The 24,067-nt window shown below is 59.4% G+C and carries 19 protein-coding genes; 9 read left to right on the top strand and 10 right to left on the bottom strand.

From position 1 onward, the window contains the following. Positions 1–8 precede the first annotated feature (8 nt). Both ACA074_RS24065 and yjiA read left to right on the top strand, forming a co-directional pair. A complete protein-coding gene (locus ACA074_RS24065; protein WP_003228401.1) occupies positions 9–206 on the top strand; it encodes a YbdD/YjiX family protein in 198 nt (65 codons plus the stop codon). Positions 207–357: 151 nt separating this feature from the next. Beyond that, positions 358–1,329 carry a GTPase gene (gene yjiA / locus ACA074_RS24060; RefSeq protein ID WP_497658132.1) on the top strand — a complete coding sequence of 324 codons (972 nt, stop codon included), beginning with the start codon at positions 358–360 and terminating at the stop codon, positions 1,327–1,329. A 53-nt stretch (positions 1,330–1,382) separates the two neighbouring features. Here yjiA and ACA074_RS24055 read toward each other — a convergent pair whose 3' ends face one another. From ACA074_RS24055 to morA, 5 genes are all read right to left on the bottom strand, one after another. Next, positions 1,383–2,081, bottom strand: a complete 699-nt coding sequence (locus ACA074_RS24055; RefSeq protein ID WP_497677930.1) for a GntR family transcriptional regulator — start codon at positions 2,079–2,081, stop codon at positions 1,383–1,385. Between the two features lie 24 nt (positions 2,082–2,105). Then, complete coding sequence (locus ACA074_RS24050; RefSeq protein ID WP_187679186.1) at positions 2,106–2,810, bottom strand: FadR/GntR family transcriptional regulator; 705 nt, start codon at positions 2,808–2,810, stop codon at positions 2,106–2,108. 50 nt (positions 2,811–2,860) lie between these two features. Beyond that, on the bottom strand, positions 2,861–4,174 hold the full coding sequence (locus ACA074_RS24045) for a C4-dicarboxylate transporter DctA (protein WP_187679187.1): 1,314 nt from the start codon (positions 4,172–4,174) through the stop codon (positions 2,861–2,863). Positions 4,175–4,450: 276 nt separating this feature from the next. After that, a complete protein-coding gene (gene glyA, locus ACA074_RS24040) occupies positions 4,451–5,704 on the bottom strand; it encodes a serine hydroxymethyltransferase (protein WP_187679188.1) in 1,254 nt (417 codons plus the stop codon). Positions 5,705–5,942: 238 nt separating this feature from the next. Continuing rightward, complete coding sequence (morA, locus tag ACA074_RS24035) at positions 5,943–9,791, bottom strand: cyclic di-GMP receptor MorA (protein WP_489879961.1); 3,849 nt, start codon at positions 9,789–9,791, stop codon at positions 5,943–5,945. 285 nt (positions 9,792–10,076) lie between these two features. On the opposite strand from morA, the gene ettA reads away from it, so the two are divergent. Next, positions 10,077–11,741: an energy-dependent translational throttle protein EttA gene (ettA, locus tag ACA074_RS24030; RefSeq protein WP_187679258.1), complete on the top strand. Its 1,665-nt coding sequence runs from the start codon at positions 10,077–10,079 to the stop codon at positions 11,739–11,741. A 348-nt stretch (positions 11,742–12,089) separates the two neighbouring features. Continuing rightward, a complete protein-coding gene (gene gdhA / locus ACA074_RS24025; protein WP_497615384.1) occupies positions 12,090–13,427 on the top strand; it encodes an NADP-specific glutamate dehydrogenase in 1,338 nt (445 codons plus the stop codon). On the opposite strand, the gene ACA074_RS24020 is transcribed toward gdhA, so the two are convergent. The 4 genes from ACA074_RS24020 to ACA074_RS24005 form a co-directional block, all read right to left on the bottom strand. After that, positions 13,424–13,918: a GreA/GreB family elongation factor gene (locus tag ACA074_RS24020; RefSeq protein ID WP_305439894.1), complete on the bottom strand. Its 495-nt coding sequence runs from the start codon at positions 13,916–13,918 to the stop codon at positions 13,424–13,426. The genes gdhA and ACA074_RS24020 overlap by 4 nt on opposite strands. Positions 13,919–13,989: 71 nt before the next feature. Continuing rightward, positions 13,990–14,346 (bottom strand): hypothetical protein, encoded by a 357-nt coding sequence (locus ACA074_RS24015; RefSeq protein ID WP_187679192.1) that lies wholly within the window; start codon positions 14,344–14,346, stop codon positions 13,990–13,992. A 152-nt stretch (positions 14,347–14,498) separates the two neighbouring features. Next, positions 14,499–16,352, bottom strand: a complete 1,854-nt coding sequence (locus ACA074_RS24010) for an Lnb N-terminal periplasmic domain-containing protein (RefSeq protein ID WP_497677929.1) — start codon at positions 16,350–16,352, stop codon at positions 14,499–14,501. A gap of 95 nt (positions 16,353–16,447) precedes the next feature. Continuing rightward, complete coding sequence (locus ACA074_RS24005) at positions 16,448–16,936, bottom strand: DUF3015 domain-containing protein (RefSeq protein ID WP_042561159.1); 489 nt, start codon at positions 16,934–16,936, stop codon at positions 16,448–16,450. A gap of 277 nt (positions 16,937–17,213) precedes the next feature. Here ACA074_RS24005 and ACA074_RS24000 point away from each other — a divergent pair, with 277 nt between their 5' ends. Together ACA074_RS24000 and ACA074_RS23995 are read left to right on the top strand one after the other, a co-directional pair. Next, positions 17,214–19,652, top strand: a complete 2,439-nt coding sequence (locus ACA074_RS24000) for a Lon protease family protein (protein ID WP_187679194.1) — start codon at positions 17,214–17,216, stop codon at positions 19,650–19,652. A gap of 311 nt (positions 19,653–19,963) precedes the next feature. Then, entirely contained in the window at positions 19,964–20,284 is a 321-nt protein-coding gene (locus ACA074_RS23995) for a PA4575 family protein (RefSeq protein WP_095189336.1), read from the top strand. Here ACA074_RS23995 and ACA074_RS23990 read toward each other — a convergent pair. Continuing rightward, complete coding sequence (locus ACA074_RS23990) at positions 20,281–22,110, bottom strand: hypothetical protein (RefSeq protein ID WP_497677928.1); 1,830 nt, start codon at positions 22,108–22,110, stop codon at positions 20,281–20,283. The genes ACA074_RS23995 and ACA074_RS23990 overlap by 4 nt on opposite strands. A gap of 162 nt (positions 22,111–22,272) precedes the next feature. On the opposite strand from ACA074_RS23990, the gene ACA074_RS23985 reads away from it, so the two are divergent. The 3 genes from ACA074_RS23985 (at position 22,273) to bamJ (ending at position 23,986) form a co-directional block, all read left to right on the top strand. Next, positions 22,273–22,761 carry a TIGR00645 family protein gene (locus ACA074_RS23985; protein WP_129395586.1) on the top strand — a complete coding sequence of 163 codons (489 nt, stop codon included), beginning with the start codon at positions 22,273–22,275 and terminating at the stop codon, positions 22,759–22,761. A gap of 177 nt (positions 22,762–22,938) precedes the next feature. Next, positions 22,939–23,244 carry a DUF6482 family protein gene (locus ACA074_RS23980; RefSeq protein WP_497677927.1) on the top strand — a complete coding sequence of 102 codons (306 nt, stop codon included), beginning with the start codon at positions 22,939–22,941 and terminating at the stop codon, positions 23,242–23,244. A gap of 124 nt (positions 23,245–23,368) precedes the next feature. After that, positions 23,369–23,986: a BamJ family beta-barrel-assembly machinery protein gene (bamJ, locus tag ACA074_RS23975; RefSeq protein WP_039761705.1), complete on the top strand. Its 618-nt coding sequence runs from the start codon at positions 23,369–23,371 to the stop codon at positions 23,984–23,986. Positions 23,987–24,067 lie beyond the last annotated feature (81 nt).

Genomic DNA, 24,067 nt, shown 5'->3' with positions numbered 1-24,067 from the left:
ATTGCACCATGTTCAATGACCTGAGTCGCCTCGGTAAATACCTCGGTCAGGCCGCGCGCCTGATGGTCGGCATGCCCGACTACGACACCTACGTCGAGCATATGCAAACCAAGCACCCGGACAAACCGGTGATGAGCTACGAGATGTTCTTTCGCGAACGTCAGGAAGCCCGTTACGGTGGCAAGGGTGGGCCGAAGTGCTGTTGATTAGAGCCTGAGGTCGAAGCTATCCCCTGTGGGAGCGAGCCTGCTCGCGAATACGGAGTGTCAGTTGATGAATCCATTGGCTGACACACCGCTTTCGCGAGCAGACTCGCTCCCACATTTGTTTTTGTGTTCCTTTTAAGGAGATCGGGTTTTGTCTTCTCCCATACCTGTCACTGTACTCAGCGGTTTCCTCGGCGCCGGCAAGACCACTTTGTTGCGGCACCTGTTGAAAGCCGAGCACGGCCTGAAAATCGCCGTGATCGAAAACGAATTCAGCGACGCCGGCATCGACACTCAGTTGCTTGGCGACGAACCAGTGCAAGTCATGACCCTGGCCAACGGCTGTGTCTGCTGCACCATCCACACCGATCTGACCAAAGCCCTGTACTTGTTGCTTGAGCGGCTGGACAGCGGCGAAATCGCCTTCGACCGACTGGTGATCGAGTGCACCGGTCTGGCCGATCCGGCACCCGTGGCGCAGACCTTTTTCATCGATGAGGAATTGCGCGAGCGTTATTTGCTCGACGGCATCATCACCTTGGTTGACGCGGCTCATGCCGATGTACACCTGACTCAGACCATCGCCCAGGCACAGATCGGTTTCGCCGACCGCTTGCTGGTCAGCAAAACTGATCTGGTGGATGAAGCAGCGTTCACCGCATTGAGTGAGCGCCTGACGCGGATCAACCGTCGTGCGCCGATCCGTGTGGTCGAGCACGGCAACATCGATCTGGCCGAATTGCTCGACGTGCGCGGCTTCAACCTCAACGCCGATCTCGGCGGTGGGCTGAGTCTGCGTCCGGTCAGCCAGGCGCCGTCGATCGATCGCATTTCCAGCCTCGTGCTGCGCACCGAGCAGCCGCTGGATATCGATCAGCTCAGCGAGTTCATGAATGAGTTGCTGGAAGAACACGGCAAACAATTGCTGCGTTACAAAGGGGTGCTGAACATTGCCGGGGAAGATCGGCGATTGGTGTTTCAGGGTGTGCTGAAACTCTATGGTTTCGACTGGGACACCGAATGGGCCGAAGGTGAGGCGCGCGAAAGTGTGATTGTGTTTATTGCTGATGACTTGCCGGAAGAGAAGATTCGGGCGGGGTTTGCCAAGGTTTCGGCAGCCTGATGGATCTTCGGTGTTAGGGATGACGCCATCGCGGGCTTGCCCGCGATGGCGATCTATCCGGCAGCGCAGTGCGCATTGACGGAATACAACAGGGTGCCTTCCAAATGATCCAGATGTTGATTCATCAACATCGCCGCTTTAGCTGCATCCCCACATTCCACCGCCTCGACAATCTCCAAATGCTCCTGCCACGCGCAACAACTGCGCGTCGTTCCATCACCCCGCGCAATCGCCAGTGACGTAATCGGCACAAGGCTGCCAAGAAAATGCGCCAACGGTGCATTCCCCGCCATCTGCGCCAATTGCAGATGAAACTCCCCCGACAATCGAATCGCCGCGCCGCGCCGATCCTGCTCTACGGCCTGACGCTCGCGCTCGATCAAGGCGCGCAGGCGTTTCACGCCATCAGCCTGTGGTCGCTGACAAGCCAGGCGCACCAGTGTGTTTTCGGTCAGGCGCCGTGCATGCAAGGTCTGCCGGGTCTGCTCCATATCGGGCGTCGCAACACGCGGCCGATGATTGGCGCGCAGCACGACCACTTGTTCATGGGACAACTGCGTCAGCACCCGACGCACGTCCGCGCGGCTGACGCCGAACATCTGCTTGAGGCTCTCTTCGGTGAAGCGGCTGGCCGGGTCGATACGTTGTTCCAGAATCGCATCGAACAGCCGTGGATACAGGTCATCAATGCGGGAGAAGGGCAGGGCGGCCGACATGTGGCGAGTGCGCTGTGGTGAGGCAAGACTGTTCATGGCCGGTCTCCAGTGGGAAGAAATTCAGTTGTTCAAATTGTCGTCCGGAATGTTCAGCTCGATGCCCATCCGCTGGCCTTCGCGCAGGATGTGCCGGCGCATTTCGGCGCTGGCCTGGGCGCTGTTTTTGCTGCGGATCGCACGAACCACGGCTTCGTTTTCCTCCAACCTTTCGGCCAGATGCTCAGGGGAATTGCGCAGCACCTCGGCGCTTTGCTTGAGGGCATTGCTGGTCTGTTGCACCACGCTCTGGAAGATCGGATTCGACGTCAGGGTGAACAGCTCTTCGTGAAACGCGATGTAGGCGCTGACCCCGGCTTCGCTGTCACCCGCCTCGAGGGCTTCGCGCATGTCCATCAGAGTCAGGCGCAACTGGCCGACCTCCTTGCTGCTGATCGACTGGGCAACGAGGCCGACGATGAACGGCTCAAGGGTGTAGCGCAGTTGCAGCACGTCTTCGAGACTGGCGCTGGCCACTGCACTGTCGTGGCTTTGGCTGTCGCTGAGCTGTGCGTCGAGTACGACTACGCCTTTGCCCGGCATCGAGCGCACGAGGCCGAGGGTTTCCAGGACGATCACCGCTTCGCGCAGGCTCGGGCGGCTGATGCCCAGTTGTTCGGCCAGTTCGCGCTGGCCCGGCAGCATGTCGCCGGAGCGCCACTGACCACGGGCCAGTGCGGCCCGGAGTTTTTCTACGACTGAGTTGACGACGGTTGAGGTGGTAATCACGTGTCTTGCTCCATGAGCCGTGCCTGCGGGTCAGCAGGCACGGCGATCAATCAGAATTCTTTGGCCGCCGCTTGAGCGACGGTTTTTCTCGGCTGAAAGGTATAGCCCTGCTCGCCGTTGAGCACCTTGTTCGCCCGTTGCACATCGATGTCCTTCTCCCAACGAGCGATGGCCACGGTGGCGACGCAGTTGCCGATCAGGTTAGTCAGTGCGCGGCCGATGCCCATGAACCAGTCCACCGCCAGCACCAACACCAGACCGACCACCGGAATGGCCGGGATCGCCGTCAATGTCGCCGCCAGAATCACCAGTGCCGAACCGGGAATGCCATGGGCGCCTTTGGAGGTGATCAACGACACCAGCAGAATCGTCAGCAAATCAGTCATGGCCAGCGGCGTGCCGGTGGCGTTGGCGATGAACACGATGGCCAGGGTCAGATAGATCGAGAAACCGTCGAGGTTGAACGAGTAGCCGGTGGGAATCACCAGCCCGACCGTCGAGCTGCCGATCCCCAAGTGTTCAAGTTTGCGCATGATCTGTGGCAGCACGGCGTCAGACGACGCGGTGCCCATGACGATCAGCAGTTCTTCACGCAGGTATTTGAGCAGCGGCCACATGCGCAGGCCGGAGGCGCGCATCACCACACCGAGAATCACGCTGACGAAGGCGACGCAGGTCAGGTAGAACAGGCCAACCAGACTGCCCAGGTGTTGCAGCGAGTCGAGGCCATATTTGCTGGTGGTGAACGCGATGGCGCCGAACACACCGATCGGCGCCAGACGCACGATCATGCCCATGATGCGGAAGATCACATGGCTCAGTTCGTTGATCAGGCGCGAGATCCCGGAAGCGGCTTCGCCGACCAGATTCAATGCGCTGCCGAACAGCACCGAGAACAGCAGTACTTGCAGGATGTTGTTGTCGGCAAACGCGCCGATCACCGACGTCGGGATCAGGTCCATCAGGAACTGCGTGGTGGTGTGCATGTGCTGGCTGCGTTCGGCGAGGTCGCCCATGTCGGCGGCGGACAGTTGCTCCAGATGGATATTGGCGCCGCTGCCGATGCCGGTGCTGAACGCGAACACCAGACCGATCACCAAGGCAATGGTGGTCAACACTTCAAAGTAGATAACGGATTTGAGGCCGATGCGCCCGACCTTCTTCAGATCGCCCGCGCCACTGATGCCGCTGACCACCACGCAGAATACGATCAGACCGATGAGCATCTTGATCAGTTTGATGAAGCCGTCACCGAGCGGTTTGAGCTGGGCCGAGTATTCAGGAAGGGTCAGTCCGCAGACGATGCCAAGCACCAGTCCGAGAACCACTTGGAGGAAGATTGAACGCGAGCACCATCTGAGCATGGGAGGAATCCTGGTCGGTGTCCTGGCTGCCGTGCGCGTGGCGCATCAGATTCAGGACTTAATTATTGTGGTCTTACCGGTATGTCCAGTGCAGGTGCAGTCTAGGCGCTGTTTTTTAAGGATCGCAAGTGAAAAATGACGAATTGGCATGACCGGTCTGACCAGTTGTGCGGTGAGTCCCATTCTTGAGCGGTTCAGGCGTTTGAAAAAATGCGGACATAAAAAAACCGGCCCATCACTTGGCCGGTTTTTCATGCTGCGGATTTATCGTCGCGATTAAGCGCCGTACACCGGCAGTTTCTTGCAGATGGCTTTGACTTTCTCACGAACGGCGTCGATCACCGCTTCATTGTTCAGGTCAGCCAGGATGTCGCAGATCCAGCCGGCCAGCTCTTTGCACTCAGCCTCTTTGAAGCCACGAGTGGTCACAGCCGGAGTACCGAAGCGCAGGCCGGAAGTGACGAACGGGGAGCGTGGATCGTTAGGCACGGAGTTCTTGTTCACGGTGATGAACGCTTTGCCCAGAGCGGCGTCTGCGTCTTTACCGGAGATTTCCTGCTTGATCAGCGACAGCAGGAACAGGTGGTTTTCAGTACCGCCGGACACCACGTCGAAACCACGCTCGATGAACACACCGGCCATGGCCTTGGCGTTTTTCACCACTTGCTGCTGGTAAGTCTTGAACTCAGGCTGCAGCGCTTCCTTGAAGCAGATCGCTTTAGCGGCGATCACGTGCTCCAGCGGGCCACCCTGGGCACCCGGGAATACCGCGGAGTTCAGCTTCTTCTCGATGTCGGCGTTGGCGCGAGCCAGGATCAGGCCGCCACGTGGACCGCGCAGGGTCTTGTGCGTGGTGGTGGTCACGACGTCAGCGAATGGCACCGGGTTCGGGTAGACGCCAGCGGCGACCAGACCGGCCACGTGAGCCATGTCGACGAACAGGTAGGCGCCAACCTTGTCAGCGATAGCGCGGAAGCGTGGGAAATCCAGAATCTGCGAGTAGGCAGAGAAACCGGCCACGATCATTTTTGGCTTGTGCTCAACCGCCAGACGCTCGACTTCGTCGTAGTCGATCAGGCCGTTGGCGTCGATGCCGTACTGGATAGCGTTGTAAAGCTTGCCGGAGGAGGAAACGCTGGCGCCGTGGGTCAAGTGACCGCCGTGGGCCAGGCTCATGCCCAGAATGGTGTCACCGGCCGACAGCAGGGCCAGGTAGACAGCAGCGTTGGCTTGCGAACCGGCGTGCGGCTGAACGTTGGCGTAATCGGCGCCGAACAGTTCTTTGGCGCGGTCGATGGCCAGTTGCTCAACAACGTCGACGAACTCGCAACCACCGTAGTAGCGCTTGCCCGGATAACCTTCGGCGTACTTGTTGGTCAGTACCGAGCCTTGAGCCTCCATCACCGCTGGGCTGGTGTAGTTCTCCGAAGCGATCAGCTCGATGTGTTCTTCCTGGCGCTGAGCTTCTTGCTCCATGGCGGCAAAAAGATCGGCGTCGTACTTGGCAATAGTCAAATCACGGCTGAACATGGCGGTCCTCAAGGATCGGGGGCAGAAAAGGGGGGCATTCTAACCCAATGGGTTTTGGATGGCATATGAAACGACATCATGTCGCAGACAAGTGGTTTTCATGACCGATGTGCGGTGCTTTTGAAGGCCTCTTCGCGAGCAGGCTCGCTCCCACAGTAATCGAGGCAGGCCTGCGATTTTTGATCGACATCAATTCCTGTGGGAGCGAGCCTGCTCGCGAAGGCCGCACCGCAGATGTTCAGTCGAACATGAAGAGGGCGTCATTGCTGAACTGCGCCTCAAACCGACCCGCCGGCATCGGCCTTCCAAACAGATACCCCTGAACCTCATCGCAACCATGCTCACGCAGGAAGTCGAGCTGCTCATGGGTTTCCACACCCTCGGCGATCACCGCCAGATTCAAGCTGTGGGCCATGGCGATGATCGCCCGGGCGATCTGCGCGTCCTGTTCGCCGGACGGCAAACCGTCGACGAAAGTGCGGTCGATCTTCAACACGTCGATCGGGAATTGCTTGAGGTAGTTCAGCGATGAATAACCGGTGCCGAAGTCGTCGACCGCGATGCTCAGACCGAGATTTTTCAAACCGGCGAGAATCTGCATGGCCTCGCTGACCTCGCGCATCAGGATACTTTCGGTCAGTTCCAGCTCCAGGCATGCCGGCGGCAGGCCGGTTTCGCGCAGGATGGTGGCGATCCGCGTGCCGAGTTGGCCATCGGAGAACTGCCGCGCCGAGATGTTCACCGACACCTTTGGCACGCGCACGCGGCTCTGGTGCCAGGTCTTGAGCTGACGGCAGGCCTCGCTGATCACCCAGTCGCCGACGTCCACCACCAGTCCGAGTTCTTCCAGCACCGGAATGAAATCCCCCGGCGGCACCAGCCCACGACGCGGATGACGCCAGCGCAGCAGGGCTTCGGCGCCGGTCAGACGCTTGCCGTCGCCGCTGAATTGGGGTTGGTAATACAGGACGAATTCGTTCTGCTCCAAGGCATGGCGCAGGTCGCTTTCCAGCTCCAGACGCTCCAGCGCACTGGCGTTCATGTCGGCCTGGTAGAACTGGAAGTTGTTCTTGCCGCGCTCTTTTGCGTGGTACATCGCGGTGTCGGCGTTCTTCATCAACTGGCTGAGTTCGTTGCCGTCCTGCGGACTCAGAGCGATGCCGATACTCGCGGTGACGAAGAACTCGCGACCCTCAAGCACGAACGGTCGTACCAGACTGCCGAGAATCTGCTCGGCCACATGAATCGCGCGGTTCAGCGCCAGCTCCCGACTTGAGCGGTGTTGCAGCAGGAGAGTGAACTCATCGCCACCCATCCGCGCCACGGTGTCGTCATCGTCGACGCAGGCCAGCAGGCGCGTGGCCATGTCTTTCAACATGCGGTCGCCGGCAGCGTGGCCGAGGGAGTCGTTGATCGGTTTGAAGCGGTCGAGGTCGAGAAACATCAGCACCACCCACGACTTCTGTCGCTCGGCTGCTTGCAGCGCAGTGTGCAGGCGATCCTGGAACAGTGTGCGGTTGGGCAGATGGGTCAGGGCGTCGTAATAGGCGAGGCGGTGGATGCGCTGTTCGCTGGCCTTGCGCTCGCTGATGTCGCTGAAGAAGCACACGTAACTGGCCAGATCGCCTTCATCGTCGAGCACAGCGGTGATGCCGACCCACGCCGGGTAGTGCTCGCCATTGCGGCGCTTGAGCCAGACTTCGCCTTCCCACGTACTGTGCTGATGCAGTTGCTTGAGCACGTAACGCAGGTGCGCATCCTGTTGCTCGTCGACGGTGAGCATGTTGGGCAATTGGTCGAGCACTTCCGCCACCGCGTAACCGCTGACCCGACTGAACGCCTCGTTGGCCTGGACGATGTAACCGGCCGGGTCGGTGATCAGGATAGCCGACGTTGAGTGTTCGAATACCGTGGCGGCCATGCGCAAATCTTTCTCGGCGCGGCGCTGCTGACTGATGTCGCGGCCAACGCCGAGCACGCCTTCGAACGCGCCGTGTTCGTCCCACACCAGCACCAGACGCAGTTCGATCGGGATCTTGCGGCCATCGGCGCGCAGGCAGTCGAACAGGAACAGTTGGGTCTGCACCTGATTGCGCAAAATGGCTAACTGTTCGGGTTTATCCAGGGCTTTGCTGACGCGATCCATCAGGGTGTAGATGCCGCTCAGTTGCTGCGGGTTGGCGATGGTCGATTGCCAGCCGTTCTGGAAAATCCATTCGGCGTCGTAGCCCAGCACCGCTTGCACCGACGGGCTGACGTAGTTCAGCGAGAGCTTGCTGTCGGTGGAGAAGATCACGTCGCTGATGCTTTCGGCGAGCATCCGGTAGCGCTGCTCGCTGTCGCGCAGGGATTCGCTGGCTTCGATCTGCTCGGTTATGTCCTTGGCCACGCCGATGATCCGCGTGACCTGATCGTGCTTGTCCCGGGCCAGTGCCTGTTCACGAATGTCGAAGCGCCGCCATTCGCCGTCGCGATGGCGGAAGCGCAACTGGCACTGCAACAGTTGGCTGTAACCGGCGTGGCGCTGCATCTGCCGTGAGCGATGGTAATAGTCGGCGTCTTCCGGGTGCAGGAGAATTTCCCAGAAGTACTCGCCCATCTGATGCAGTTCGGTGCGGTTGTAACCGAGGGTCTGGCCGAGATGGTGGTTGCTGAAAATCATCCGCTGGCTGATCACATCCTGCACGTACAGATGATCCGGCACGGTGCGCACCACGTCCGACCAGAAGCCCTCGCGCTCCAGCAGCGACAGCTCGATCAGCTTGCGGCTGGTGATGTCGTTGATACTCAGGATCACCGCTTTATAGTCGTGCCGCTCGGTCGGCAGGCGCAGCACCATCCACAGGTGTTGATCGCGACCGTTGATGTCCGGGAGTTTGATTTCCAGTTCCAGCTGCTTTTGTTGCTGGAGCACCGCGTCGAGTACTTGATGGCCGATCGCGCAGTGACGATGTGGATGACCGTCGATCAACAACTGCCAGGCGTGTTCGCAGGAATTGACATTGAGCAATTGCAGCGCGACCTGATTGACCTCGGTGACGCGCAGTTCCTGCAGCAATTGCTGGCGCTGTTGCGGCTGGTCCAGCCAGGCCTTGAGCTGGTCGCTGGTCTGGATCTGCGCCTTGTCGAAAATCTGCTTGAGCCCGGACAGATCGAGCACGCACAGGGCAACCCCGGTACCGTCGAAAATGTCCTGATAGCGGCGGCGGCCTTCATGTAATTGGCGCTGACGCCGGCGCATGTTCAGTAGCGCGATCACCGGTAGCATCGAGAACGCCAGGCCCAGCAGGCATTTGCCGATGAACGCCGGCAGCAACTCTTCCAGCACGCGCTGGCGGTCGAACAGGCCACGCAATTGCCAATCACTGCTGCTCAGCGGCACGGTGAGCACGGTGTTGGCCAGATCGTCCGGGCTCAGCACGCCAGGCTTGGCGGATGACAGGGCTTCGTCGCGGCTGATGATCTGATGGTTGATACGGTTTTCCACCAGCCACAGCGGACGCAGGCCGGTTTCACTCTGCTTGGTCAGCGAGTCGAAGAACGTCGGCGTCAGACGCAAAGCCCAGTAGGCGCGGGTACTGCCGCTGGCCTGATGCAACAACAGATGCACCACCGAGCCATCGTCGGCGTTACTGAAATAGTGCGCCTGGGCGCGGCTGCGGCGTACCAGTTCGGTGAGGTAGCTGGCGTCGGAGCTGTCGGCGGCGCTGTCGCTGATGATTCGCCCGGAAGGGCTGAGCAACGCGAGGCTGCGCAGGTCAGGCAGCGATTGCTGGAGCTTGCGCAGCAACTGCTGCTGTTCGTCGGCCGATTGCGGTTGTTCGACGATCGGTAGCAGATTGAGGGCGATTTGCGCATTCAGCGCCATGTTCAGGCTGACCTGCGAGGCGAGGTCGGCGGTGTAATCGATGGTGTACTGGCGCTGGTTTTTCTGGGTTTCGCGCAGTTGATCGAGCAGTTGCCAGAACAGCAGCGCCAGCAGCAAAAGCACGAGTGTCGCCAGCGCACCCTTTAATGTCCCGCGCAGGGGCGAGCCGGGCGCCGGTTGGGTGCTGCTCACAGAAGCTGGCGGAGTGACATTGGACAAGCTGTAATCCTGCGATCTGGCTGGACTGGCGCGACGTGCACTATAAGCCGGACGCCCAAAGGGCGGCTAGCATGCCTTGAGTCGTGGCGAAGTGCCAGCCCCTCGCGGCTGGACTGCCTTCCGTCAATCAGGTAGCTTTGCCGGTTACGCGGGAGCGTTCCAGCTCCTAGAATCAGACTTTTTCAGCGCGCACGCATTGATCACCATCAAGTGAACGACGCGCACGGTCTGGCCGGGCATCGCCTGCGCTCCAATCATTCATCTGTCACTGACCCAAGGTTCTCCATGGCTCAATACGTCTTCACCATGCATCGGCTGGGCAAAGTTGTTCCGCCGAAGCGGGAAATCCTGAAAAACATTTCGCTGTCGTTCTTCCCCGGCGCCAAGATCGGCGTACTCGGCCTTAACGGTTCGGGTAAGTCCACGCTGCTGAAAATCATGGCCGGCGTCGACACCGAGTTCGAAGGCGAAGCCCGTCCGATGCCGGACCTGAACATCGGTTATCTGCCGCAAGAACCGCAACTTGATCCGACCAAGACCGTGCGTGAAGTGGTCGAGGAAGCGGTCAGCGTGATCAAGAACGCCCAGGCGCGCCTGGACGAGGTCTACGCGGCTTACGCTGAAGAAGACGCCGATTTCGACAAACTGGCAGCTGAACAGGCCAAGCTCGAAGCGATCCTGCAAGCCAGCGACGGCCACAATCTGGATCGTCAACTGGAAGTCGCTGCCGATGCGCTGCGTCTGCCGGCATGGGACGCCAAGGTCGAATTCCTCTCCGGTGGTGAAAAGCGTCGTGTGGCCCTGTGCCGTCTGCTGCTGTCCGCTCCGGACATGCTGCTGCTCGACGAACCAACCAACCACTTGGACGCCGACTCGGTGGCGTGGCTGGAACACTTCCTCCACGACTTCCCGGGCACTGTGGTTGCGATCACGCACGACCGTTACTTCCTGGACAACGTTGCTGGCTGGATTCTGGAACTCGACCGCGGTGCGGGCATTCCTTACGAGGGCAACTATTCGGGTTGGCTTGAAGCCAAGTCCGATCGTCTGGCTGCCGAATCCAAGCAGCAGTCGGCCCACGAAAAAGCCATGAAAGAAGAACTGGAGTGGGTGCGCAAAGGCGCCAAGGCCCGCCAGTCGAAATCCAAGGCTCGTCTGCAACGCTTCGAAGAAATGCAATCGCAGGAATTCCAGAAGCGTTCGGAAACCAACGAGATCTACATCCCGGCCGGTCCGCGCCTGGGCGACAAGGTCATCGAGTTCAAGAACGTCACCAAGGGCTACGGCGATCGCGTGCTGATCGACAACCTGTCGTTCTCGATGCCGAAAGGCGCCATCGTTGGCGTCATCGGCGGTAACGGTGCCGGTAAGTCGACCCTGTTCCGCATGCTGATGGGCAAGGAAACGCCGGACTCGGGCAGCATCGAAGTCGGCGAAACCGTGCAACTGGCCTGCGTGGATCAGAGCCGCGAAGACCTCGACGGCAGCAAGACTGTGTTCCAGCAGATTTCCGACGGTTCCGACCAGATCCGCATCGGTAACTACGAGATCCCGTCGCGCACCTACGTCGGTCGCTTCAACTTCAAGGGCGGCGATCAGCAGAAGTTCGTCAAGGACCTGTCCGGTGGTGAGCGCGGTCGTCTGCACCTTGCGCTGACCCTGAAGGAGGGCGGCAACGTCCTGCTGCTCGACGAACCGTCCAACGACCTCGACGTTGAAACCCTGCGTTCCCTGGAAGAAGCCCTGCTGGACTTCCCGGGCGCCGCCATTGTGATCTCTCACGATCGGTGGTTCCTTGACCGCGTCGCGACCCACATCCTGGCGTACGAAGACGACTCGCAAGCGATCTTCTTCGAAGGCAACTACACCGAGTACGAAGCCGACCGCAAAAAGCGCCTCGGCGAAGCGGCTGCCCAGCCACACCGGGTACGTCACAAGAAACTGGCCTGATATCGGGTTGGTTGCACAAAGAGCGGAGCCTTAGGGCTCCGTTTTTTTTGCCTTTTTTTTCCAGTGAGACCGAGTCGCGGCATTCGCGAGCAGGCTCGCTCCCACAGGGAAATGCATTTCAAATGTGGGAGCGAGCCTGCTCGCGAAGGCGGTGTTACTGTTGGTGCATCACTTGGATTTCGCCTCCCCATTCAGGTGCAAAAAAGCCCTTAAAGGACTTCTGATTTATATCCTGTGCACCATTTAATTTCATATCTGCGACATTTTGAACTGTTCCTGTATGCAAATCGTTTGTTACAGTCCGGCCCAATCTCCTCCAACGACAATAAATTTGCCGAGACTTTTCCCATGACCGAATCCGTCGAATCCTTCCTCGCACGCCTGAAAAAACGCGACCCGGATCAACCCGAATTCCACCAGGCTGTCGAAGAAGTCCTGCGCAGTCTCTGGCCGTTTCTCGAAGCCAATCCGCGTTACCTGACCTCGGGAATCCTGGAGCGCATCTGCGAGCCGGAACGGGCGGTAGTGTTTCGCGTGTCGTGGGTCGACGATCAGGGCAAGGTTCAGGTCAATCGCGGTTTCCGAGTCCAGATGAACAGCGCCATCGGCCCGTACAAGGGCGGCCTGCGTTTTCATCCGTCGGTGAATCTGGGCGTGCTGAAATTCCTCGCCTTCGAACAGACCTTCAAAAACTCGCTCACGTCGCTGCCCATGGGCGGCGGCAAGGGCGGCTCGGACTTCGATCCGAAGGGCAAGAGTGATGCCGAAGTCATGCGGTTCTGCCAGGCGTTCATGAGCGAGTTGTACCGCCATATCGGCTCGGACGTCGACGTGCCGGCCGGTGACATCGGCGTTGGCGCGCGGGAGATCGGTTTTCTGTTCGGCCAATACAAACGCCTGAGCAACCAGTTCACCAGCGTGCTGACCGGCAAGGGCATGACTTACGGCGGCAGTTTGATCCGCCCGGAAGCTACCGGTTTTGGCTGTGTGTACTTCGCCGAAGAAATGCTCAAGCGTCGCGAGCAGACCGTCGAAGGCAAGCGCGTGGCGATCTCCGGTTCCGGCAACGTCGCGCAATACGCGGCGCGCAAGGTGATGGATCTGGGCGGTAAAGTGATTTCCCTGTCCGACTCCGAAGGCACGCTGTATTGCGAGGCGGGGTTGAGCGAAGAACAGTGGTCGGCGCTGCTGGAACTGAAAAACGTCAAACGCGGGCGCATCAGCGAAATGGCGGCGGCATTTGGCCTGGAGTTCCGTGTTGGTCAGCACCCATGGTCGCTGCCGTGCGACATCGCGCTGCCCTGCGCCACCCAGAACGAACTCGACGCCGATGCCGCCCGCACGCTGCTGCGCAATGGCTGTGTTTGCGTGGCCGAAGGCGCGAACATGCCGACCACGCTGGAGGCTGTGGATATCTTTATCGAGGCCGGCATTCTGTTCGCGCCGGGCAAGGCCTCCAATGCCGGCGGCGTGGCGGTGAGTGGTCTGGAAATGTCGCAGAACGCCATGCGTCTGCTGTGGACGGCGGGCGAGGTGGACAGCAAGTTGCACGCGATCATGCAGTCGATCCACCACGCTTGCGTGCATTACGGCGAAGAGAACGGGCGGATCAACTACGTCAAAGGCGCGAACATCGCAGGCTTCGTCAAAGTCGCCGATGCGATGCTGGCGCAGGGTGTGGTTTAACTCGGTTCGACGCGGATCACTTCAATCACTTGATCGCCGGCGGGGCGCTGCCACAGCACCTCGTCGTTGAGACGGGCACCGAGCAGTGCGCGGCCCAAAGGTGATCCCCAATTGATCAGGCCTTTGGCGGCGTCGGCCTGATCTTCGCCCACCAGTTGCACCCGGCGTTCGGTGCTGTGTTCGTCGGCGTAGGTGACCCAACTGCCGATCTGCACCTTGTCGGTGGAGGTCGCGGCGACGGCGACCTGCGCGCTGCCCAGGCGTTGGTTGAAGTAGCGCAGATCCCGTTCAAGATCGGCCAGGCGCTGTTTGTCAGCCTGTTCGCCCTTGGCCGATTGCTCGGCGTGCAGGGCTTGCAGCTCGGCGACTTTCGCCTGCAACTGCGCCAGCCCTTGCGGGGTGACGTAATTGGGCTGTGTGCTGACCTGCCGTTCGACCGGTTGATCGGCTTGCGCAGCGGCATTGTCTTCGTTGACGAAAGCGCGACTCATGGTGTCCTCCTCTTCATAGAGTTTGGGCCATGGTCGCCGGCATTTGGTTTCACTGGATGTCTGGAAGCGACCTACTGCGAGCGATAAGCCCGCCCGGCGTCCTGGTCTTTCTGTTGCTGCCAGGCGCGTTCGCGTTCGTCCCAATGTTCGTTGCGATATTCTTCGCGACCCTTGTTTTCCAGCATTGCCTGACACTGGCGGAAGCCATCGGTCCAGCCTTCGGCGTACTGCTTGTCCTTGAGGTAGCGCGGCACGTTCTTGCGGAATTCACCGCTGATCGAACCGGCCGCCTGGCGGCCGCTGACACAACCGTCATCGAAACCGTCGGCGAAGGCCGGTGGATAACCTTTGGCAATCAAATCTTCGTGAGTGGTCTGGCAACCGCTCAGCACCAGCAAAACGCCCAGCAAACCCGCACACCGCCACATCGCACTCTCCCGCGCCGGTTCTCGGCTTATGGGGAAAGTCTAGAAGGGGATTCGTTGATGGGGTGTGAAAGAAAGATCAAAAGATCGCAGCCTGCGGCAGCTACAGTTGGAATGCATTTCCCCTGTAGGAGCTGCCGCAGGCTGCGATCTTTTCAGTAGTGATACCACTTCACTTCTAGCATCACTTCAGTCTCCGGCGTGGCCAGATGACTGAACTCACGCTGCGCACTCAAGCGCAAACCGAGGTTGCGCGACAACTCCCACTGCTGATTCAGACTCAGGCTGCGGCGCACTTCGCCATTGAAGAAGTAATCGCCCTTGGCTTCCAGGCTGAGATTGCCCAGCGGGTTTTTCCACAGCACGCCGGTATTGAAACCGCCCGCCGGGGAAACAAACTCGGCGAAGTCATTGTTGTGTTCCACCCGCACCGTGCCGAGAGCAAAGCCCAGCACATCGTCGCCCAGCGCCCACGTACCGCCACCACCGCCATTGACGTGGCTGACCAGCGTCTCGTCATCGTGTTTGCCCAGCACCCGCTCAAGACCGCCTGTGACTTGCCACGACAGCGGCTGCAATAGCTCATTGCGAGGGGTTAGCGAGCGAATGGTTGCCAGATCCAGTTGCTGGAATTGCCACTGGTTGCCTTCGTACTGGCGCAGTTTCATCTGCAGGATTTCAATCTGCGCACCCAGCGGGAAGCTTTCGGCGTTGTCGTTGAGATCGTGATAGGCCATGCGCAAGCCGTACTCGCCAAATGCGCGGTCGCCTCGAGTACCGAGACCGGCCTGCCAGGTCCTTGATTCGTGGCCATCTTCGGGCAAGCCCGGTTGCGGGATTTCCAGCTCCGGCGCCGGATTTTTGTTGATTGCCCGCAGCAGTTCAAAACTGCGCTGCGCACGTTGTGGGTCGCGCTCCTGGCCGTTGGCGCGGTAGCGTTCCAGACGATACGCCGCGTCGATGATCAAGGCTTGGCGGGCGCGGGGCAGGGCCTTGAAGGTCGGGTCTTGCAAAACTTGCTGGTCAGCGCTGACTTTCAGCACCCACTGCTGTTCTTCATCGCTTAACGGTTCGGCGCGACTGAGCAGTTCACGCTCGCGGGAGGGGCGGTATTCGATGCTTTCGACCAGCCCGGCTTCTTTCACCGCTTTGACCGTGTCGGTAGGAATCGCGGTCAGCGGGAATTGTTCGGTCAGGCGCAGGCTCGGCCGCGCCACTTGCAGCAGTTCGAGCAAGCGGTAGGAGCAGTTTTCATCGAAGAAGAAGTAGTCGAACTGGATCTGCTTCAACTCCCACACATGTTCAACCATGCGCGCGGTTTCTTCTTGCGTCAGATTGAGTCGGTATTCCCACAGATCGCGGTTTTCCAGACTGCGGTATTCGGAGAGTTTTTCCTGATACGGCACCAGTGCGAACAGGCCGGGATAGCCACCCATCAAACCTTTCCAGGCGTAAAGGATGCTGTTGTCCGAACCTTCGATGTAAGCACCGAAGTTGATCGCGTAACTGAGCAGCGACGTCTTGTCTGCCTGCACGTCAGCCTGATCGATGCGCAGCAGCGTGTGGCCGAACATCGACGATGGGCTGTTGAGATAAGCCGCCGGGAAGATCATCACCGCGCTGTGCGGCGAGACATCCTTGAACCATTTTTTGTACTCGGCGCACGCAGGTGCCGGCAGGTCGGTCAGGTTGAGCTGCGTTTTCAGCCAGCGCGTGCGCGCCGGGTAAACGCATTGTGCGTGTTGCTCGCCGAGGCTGGCCGGGGCATACAGTGCCTGAACGGTGGCGGCAAGTTCATGGTCGGGATGTTCGTTGCCGTCGGGCGCCAGAAAGAACTTCTTGTCGCTGACATAGCTGCGCCAGCCACCGAGCTTGGCGGTTTCGTAATGACCGAGGGAGATCCAGAAGCGGTCGTTGGCCAGTTGCTGCAAACGTTGAGGGTCGATGTTTGGCGCGGCGGACAGCGGGGCGCAGACACAGAGCGCCAGCCAGGCAAGGCGTTTGAGCATAGTCGGCAACTTAAACAGGAAAAAAACAAAAACCCAAAGAGGGACGGGCCAAAAAAATAAAACCCGCTTCCCGAAAGAAGCGGGCGGAGTCGAGCTTAAGCCTGAGTTGCGTACTTGGCCAGACGTGGGTCTGACTTCAGAACGGATAGGGTGTTGGTATGCACGTCTTCAGCGGTCACGTCAGCCTTGCTGAAGATCTGCTGGAAGTGCTCGTGAGTGACAGCAGCGAAGTGCGCACGGTCTTCCGGCGCCACGCCCAGTACCACGGCATAGGTAGTCAGCGCTTCGCCGTTACCTTTTGCCATGTCTTCGGACAGCTCGTTCATCATGCCATTCATGGCAAACCAGGATTTGCCGCCGTAGGTCAGCGACGCGTTGGTCGAGCAACCGTTGGTGCCGGAAGTCATACCAAACGTGGCGTTACCGGAAGTGCCGTTGGTGGTGGATGCCAGGAAGTGAGCAGGGGTGCCACGCTGACCTTCGAACAGCATGTTGCCCCAACCGCAATCCGGGCCGCCTGGAGCTTGCGCCATTGCGTTGATGGATACAGCGGTGAAGAGAGTACCGAGAAGAATCCGTTTCATAGCTTTTATCTCTTTATGTGCATACCAATGGACAGGGTTCTGACACCTGACGGTGCCAGTGGGCCAGTATTAGTTCCAGCCGCGCAGTTTGGAGTTTAGGCACGTTCCCGGGGTTCCGTGAGTTTTTACAAAAGATTTGGCGATAACCCCGATTTCATGGGTGGCGGGACATGGGCAGCCGGTTGTCTATGCTTTGTCACATGGCGCGCCTTGCCAGTGGGGCACGGGCAGCGCCAGAATGCCGCTATCTGCCCCGCCTGATTGTTAAGGAAGCCCGATGCCTGATCCTGTTGCTGCCAGCCTGCGTATAGCGCCCGAAGCGCTGACCCGTCCGTTTTCCGCTGAACAGTTCAGCTTCACTACCACCAATGATCTGGAGCCCTTTCGCGGTGTGCTCGGCCAGGAACGTGCGGTCGAAGCCTTGCAGTTCGGCGTGGCCATGCCACGCCCCGGTTACAACGTATTCGTCATGGGCGAGCCCGGCACCGGTCGCTTCTCGTTCGTCAAACGCTACCTGAAAGCCGAAGGCAAACGCCTGCAGACCCCGGCGGACTGGGTTTACGTCAACAATTTCGATGAACCGCGCGAGCCCCGCGTGCTGGAGCTGCCATCGGGCACGGCCGGCGCGTTCATCGGTGATATCAACGGCTTGATCGACAACCTGCTGGCGACCTTCCCGGCGGTGTTCGAACACCCGTCCTACCAGCAAAAGAAAAGCGCCATCGACCGCGCCTTCAACCAGCGCTACGACAAGGCCCTCGACATCATCGAGCGTCTGGCCCTGGAAAAAGACGTCGCCCTGTACCGCGACAGCAGCAACATCGCCTTCACGCCGATGCTCGACGGCAAGGCGCTGGATGAAGCTGAGTTCTCGCAGTTGCCGGAGGCCGATCGCGAGCGCTTTCATGAAGATATTTCCGGCCTTGAAGAGCGTCTGAACGAAGAACTCGCCAGCCTGCCGCAGTGGAAGCGTGAGTCGAACAACCAACTGCGTTCGCTCAACGAAGAAACGATCACCCTGGCCTTGCAGCCACTGCTGTCGCCGCTGTCTGAGAAGTACGCGGAAAACGCCGCTGTCTGCGGTTATCTGCAAGCGATGCAGGTGTACCTGCTGAAAACCGTGGTCGAGCAACTGGTCGACGACAGCAAGACCGACGCCGTCGCGCGCAAGTTGCTGGAAGAGCAATACGCGCCGAGTCTGGTGGTTGGTCATCCGGCCAGCGGCGGTGCGCCGGTGGTGTTCGAGCCGCACCCGACTTACGAAAACCTGTTTGGCCGTATCGAGTACACCACCGATCAGGGCGCGCTCTACACCACCTATCGCCAGTTGCGCCCGGGTGCGCTGCACCGCGCCAACGGTGGTTTCTTGATCCTTGAAGCGGAAAAAATGCTCAGCGAGCCGTTCGTGTGGGATGCGCTTAAACGCGCCCTGCAATCGCGCAAGCTGAAAATGGAATCACCGCTGGGCGAGATGGGTCGTTTCGCCACCGTGACCCTCAATCCGCAGCACATTCCGTTGCAGGTCAAAGTCATCATCATCGGTGCGCGGTCGCTCTACTACACGCTGCAAGACCTCGATCCGGACTTCCAGGAGATGTTCCGCGTCCTGGTCGACTTCGACGAAGACATTCCGATGGTCGACGAGAGCCTTGAGCAATTCGCCCAGTTGCTGAAAACCCGTACGTCGGAAGAAGGCATGGCGCCGCTGACCGCCGATGCGGTCGCGCGTCTGGCCACTTACAGCGCACGTCTGGCCGAGCATCAGGGGCGCTTGTCGGCGCGCATTGGCGATCTGTTCCAGTTGGTCAGCGAAGCGGATTTCATTCGTCACCTGGCCGGCGATGAGATGACCGATGCCGGCCACATCGAACGTGCCCTGAAAGCCAAGGCCACTCGTACAGGTCGCGTGTCGGCGCGGATTCTCGACGACATGCTCGCCGGGATCATCCTGATCGACACCGACGGCGCGGCGGTCGGCAAATGCAACGGGCTGACCGTGCTGGAAGTCGGTGACTCGGCGTTCGGTGTGCCGGCGCGGATTTCCGCCACGGTGTACCCGGGCGGCAGCGGTATCGTCGACATCGAGCGTGAGGTCAACCTCGGCCAGCCGATCCACTCCAAAGGCGTGATGATCCTCACCGGGTATCTGGGCAGCCGTTACGCTCAGGAATTTCCGTTGGCAATTTCCGCGAGTATCGCGCTGGAGCAATCCTACGGTTACGTCGATGGCGACAGTGCATCGCTGGGCGAGGCGTGCACGCTGATTTCGGCGCTGTCGAAAACCCCGCTCAAGCAGTGCTTTGCGATCACCGGCTCGATCAACCAGTTCGGCGAGGTGCAGGCAGTTGGCGGGGTCAACGAGAAAATCGAAGGCTTCTTCCGCCTCTGCGAAGCGCGCGGGCTGACCGGCGAGCAGGGTGCGATCATTCCGCAGGCCAACGTCGCCACGTTGATGCTCGACGAGAAAGTGCTGGCGGCGGTGCGCGCCGGGCAGTTCCACGTTTACGCAGTGCGTCAGGCCGACGAGGCGTTGAGCCTGCTGGTCGGCGAGCCGGCCGGTGAACCGGATGCTGACGGTCAATTCCCTGAAGGCAGCGTCAACGCGCGGGTGGTTGAGCGTCTGCGCGTGATTGCCGAGATGATCAGTGAAGAAGATCTGAAAGAGGCCGAGAAGGAACTGGCGCAGGAGGCATTGGCAGAAGCCAAACCGGCGTAAGCCATTACACGGTTAAAACTGTAGGAGCGAGCCTGCTCGCGATCACGGTGTATCAGTCGACATTTCCATCAACTGACACACCATGATCGCGAGCAGGCTCACTCCTACATTTGTTTTGTGTCGATCTTCGGGAAAAGTGCCATCACTCTGGCGCCAATATTCACACAATGACCATTCGGCGCCTTCTGGTTCCATAAAGCTTGCGCGGCGAACTTTTCTTCTATTCTCAGCTCAAGGATATCGACAGTATCACTGGATCGAGCCAGTCCTCCCGTGAGGGCTGAATACCGGCTTCACCGAGGGTCGCCGCCATGTCGCGCAACCTCTGCCTCACCCGTCAATGCCTGGGTCTCGTGACCCGTATCGAGTGCGCCATCAAGCCGTTGGCCGGCGATACTGGCATGTGGACGCTGCTCTTCGCTGCCGGCATGGCCGGCGAACAACCCTCTGCCATCAAAGCCCAAGGCCCGTTTCACGGCCCGGTCGCTGCCGAGTCGATCCTCGATACCATCGTCGAAAGTCTGACCCTGCACGGCTACGAATTGGCCGACGATCCGCAAATCTGGAGCCTGCACCTGCAAGCCCAGCTTCGGCAGATCAACGGCGGGCGAGGACGTAGCCTCAACAGTTAAGGCGCAGGGGCGGGTGCCTGCGACTTGTCGAGTTTGACCTCAAAGCCGTATTGCACGGTGGCGAGGTCGGTTCGCTGGAAGGTTTCGACGTGGGTTGGTCGGCCGTAGAAGTAGTGCACGCCGAACAACGCTGGGCCTTCTGCGCTCGCATCATGGCTGACCGAGAGGATCTGCTTCAGATAGTTGCCGCTGTCGTCCTTGACGAAGAACCGCCATTCGTTCGCAGGAAACAGTTTCAGATCCACCGCCAGGGTGTTGTTTTTGATCTCCAGGCCTTTGGGTAAAGACTTGGCGTCGTAGGATTTTTTGTCGACCGTGGCGAGAAACAACGGCATCGAACCGACGGCAATCGCCGGGGTTTCCGGGAACAGATTCAGATCATAGGTAATCGTCGCCCGCAACGGGTCGACCTGATAAGCCTCGGGCGGCAGTTCGATTGGCTCATCAAGTTTGCCGCTGCGCTTTTCGGTGAAGAACGTCACCGGGCTGACGCCGGGGCTGAAGTCGTCACCGAGCAATTCGTCGTTGAAGGTACGTCGATGGGAAAACTCGATACGCGCCGCACTGGGGTCTTCCACCGATTGATGAATACGGATGCCGGCCTTCAATTGGTCTTCGGTCAGGCTTGCGCCTTTGAGCCAGTTCACCGCCAGATCGTCATACACCACCACGGGCAGATCCAGCGGTTGAATGGCTTTTTCCGTGGTGTGCTGATTGAACGCACGAATAGGCAGATCCAGGTTTTTGCGGGTCACGGTGGCCGATGAGAAGTCGAGCACGCTGACTTCCAGGGTTTCGATCGGGCCGTTGAAGTAAACCTTGTTGTAGCGCTTGGGGTGTTGTTGCTCAAAAGCTTGCTGATCGTTACTGAGCTGTTTTTCCAGGGTGTCGCTCCAGCTTTTCTGCTGTTGCAACTGAGCCAGTTGTTTTTCGTAGAAGGCAACCTGCTCCGGACTTTCGTTGATCGAGCCGGCACGCATCAAATATTGCCCGCTGATATCGCGTGCTTGAACGATCAGTGGATTGAGCTGGGCGTCTGCGACTTCCGGTGCCAATGGCAGGCTGTTGCTGAACTCTACTTGCGCGTAGTTCTTTTCAAGCTTGAGCAGTTTGACGCTGAGGTTGTCGTTGGTGCGGATCTGGCCAACGTCCTTTTGCGTCAGGTCGAAACTGTACAAACGTCGCGGCGCAATGACTTCGACCTGGCCTTGCAGGCTCACTGGTTGCGGCTGGGTTTTCTTGTCCACATTCAGGCCGTCTATGAATGGGTAGGTCACCGTCAGGTCATCGGGGTTGGTGACGTTGGAGCTGGACGGGCTCAACTGAATGCCGGGATCGGTTTCCGACCACTCGGGTTGATAAGCAATGACGCGCTTGTTGCTCAGCGTTACCGACTGCCATTCCACACTATGGGGAAACAGGAAGCCGCCGGGAATGTTCAGGTTGAAGGGGAAGACCGGTTGCAGATCCGTGAGGTAATCGGAACTGGCGTCCTTGTGCAGTACGAACAGGCCATTGATGAAGGTATCGACAAGGCTCTGCGGGGTCGGGTAATGCTTTAGCACGCCGAGGGCGTCTTCGCCGTATTCGGTTTTTGCCGGATTGCTGTCGAGTTTCTGTTTTGCGCGCTCAAGCAGCAGCAGCGAACCGCCAAGCTCGGTGATGGCGTCCTTGAGCTTCGGATCGGTGATGGCATCCAGTGACTGTTCGAACTTTGTGGTCTTTTCTTCAAGGCTGGCAGCCTGCTTGTCGTCGCCGGGTGAGCAACCGCCGAGTAGCATGGCGAAGCAAATTCCGGCAGTCGTTATCGGCAATCGCAGATCCATTTCCACTCGTCCTGTCCACTGTCGCTGGGCTGTCAATGATTTGGACACTAGCAGAAAAACCTTGTCACACACACGCAGGTGGCGGATTTCCGGGCGGTTTCTGGCTGTCACAGGTGGCTGGTATACTCGCCACCCATTACAACCCCCCTTGTGTGAGATTCAATGGAACGCTTTATCGAAAATGCAATGTACGCCTCGCGTTGGCTGCTGGCGCCGATCTACATCGGGTTGTCACTCGGGCTGCTGGCGTTGGCGCTGAAATTTTTCCAGGAAGTTTTCCACATCCTGCCCAACGTGTTCTCGATGGCCGAGTCGGAGCTGATTCTGGTGCTGCTGTCGCTGATCGACATGGCGCTGGTGGGTGGCCTGCTGGTGATGGTGATGATTTCCGGCTACGAGAACTTCGTTTCCGAACTGAACATCGACGAAGGCAAGGAAAAACTCAGCTGGCTCGGAACCATGGACTCTTCGTCGCTGAAGATGAAAGTGGCGGCCTCGATCGTGGCGATCTCCTCGATCCACCTGCTGCGGATCTTCATGGACGCCAAGAACGTCGATCCCGAGCACCTGATGTGGTACGTGATCATCCACATGACCTTTGTGATCTCGGCGTTTGCCATGGGTTACCTCGACAAGCTCACCAAGCACTGATCATTGTGGCGAGGGAGCTTGCTCCCGCTGGATCGCGTAGCGATCCCCCCCTCGCAACACAAAAACACCGCCCGTCTGTTGCGAAACAGACGGGCGGTGTCGTTTGTGGCTTGTGCTTTGGGGCGTGCGGGCATATCCCTGTAGAGGTCTTGGCTCGCCACTGCGTGAGGTGTGTTCATGAACCTGCAAGAGTTGAATGCGTTTGCTATCGCCAAAAAAGTAGATGAGCTGAATCTGATCTCCATGGAAGGCGGGATTTATCTGCTGGAAGCGCGGATGCATGGGGCGGCGTATCCGTTGAGCAATCTCAAGGGCAACATGCTGACGCTGCGTTCGGTGGAGCATGCACGAGATTTGCTGCATAACTTTCCGGTGCTGCCGTTCAACCTCGTCCACACCTCGGTGCATGATGAAATGTGTGGACTAAGTGCCAGCATTGAAGAGAGCCTGAAATTGCCGATTGCCTGGCGCTCCGCCCTGTAGACCCCGTGCCCCAACCGACGGGGCATCTGTGCTAGTCTGCTCGCCCTTTTTGGTTCCGGGCGCGCCGGGACGCGCTGTGTTCGCACGGCAAGTCTTGAGGTCGTCCGCACAGCGGAGCAGTGTCATGTCCGAAGTAAATCTGTCCACCGATGAAACCCGCGTCAGCTACGGCATCGGCCGTCAGCTGGGTGACCAGCTGCGCGACAACCCGCCACCGGGTGTCAGCCTGGACGCCATCCTGGCCGGTCTGACCGACGCCTTCGCCGGCAAGCCAAGCCGTGTGGGTCAGGAAGAAATGTCCGCCAGCTTCAAAGTGATCCGCGAGATCATGCAAGCCGAAGCCGCTGCCAAAGCTGAAGCCGCTGCGGGCGAAGGCCTGGCATTCCTGGCTGAGAACGCCAAGCGTGACGGCATCACCACTCTGGCGTCCGGCCTGCAATTCGAAGTGCTGACTCAGGGCGAAGGCGCCAAGCCTACCCGTGAAGATCAAGTGCGTACTCACTACCACGGCACCCTGATCGACGGCACTGTGTTCGACAGCTCCTACGAGCGCGGCCAGCCTGCAGAATTCCCGGTTGGCGGCGTGATTGCCGGCTGGACCGAAGCTCTGCAACTGATGAATGCCGGCAGCAAGTGGCGTCTGTACGTGCCGAGCGAACTGGCTTACGGCGCTCAAGGCGTTGGCAGCATCCCGCCGCACAGCGTTCTGGTGTTCGACGTCGAACTGCTCGACGTTCTGTAAGACCTAGCCTGTCCTTGTGATGGGCTAATGTGGGAGCCAGCCTGCTGGCGATGGTGCGACGGGGTTTTCTTTCAGGACCGC

Source organism: Pseudomonas sp. LBUM1655, assembly GCF_059716085.1.
The sequence above is the reverse complement of the archived record's forward strand: the minus strand, read 5'-3'. Positions and strand labels throughout refer to the sequence as shown.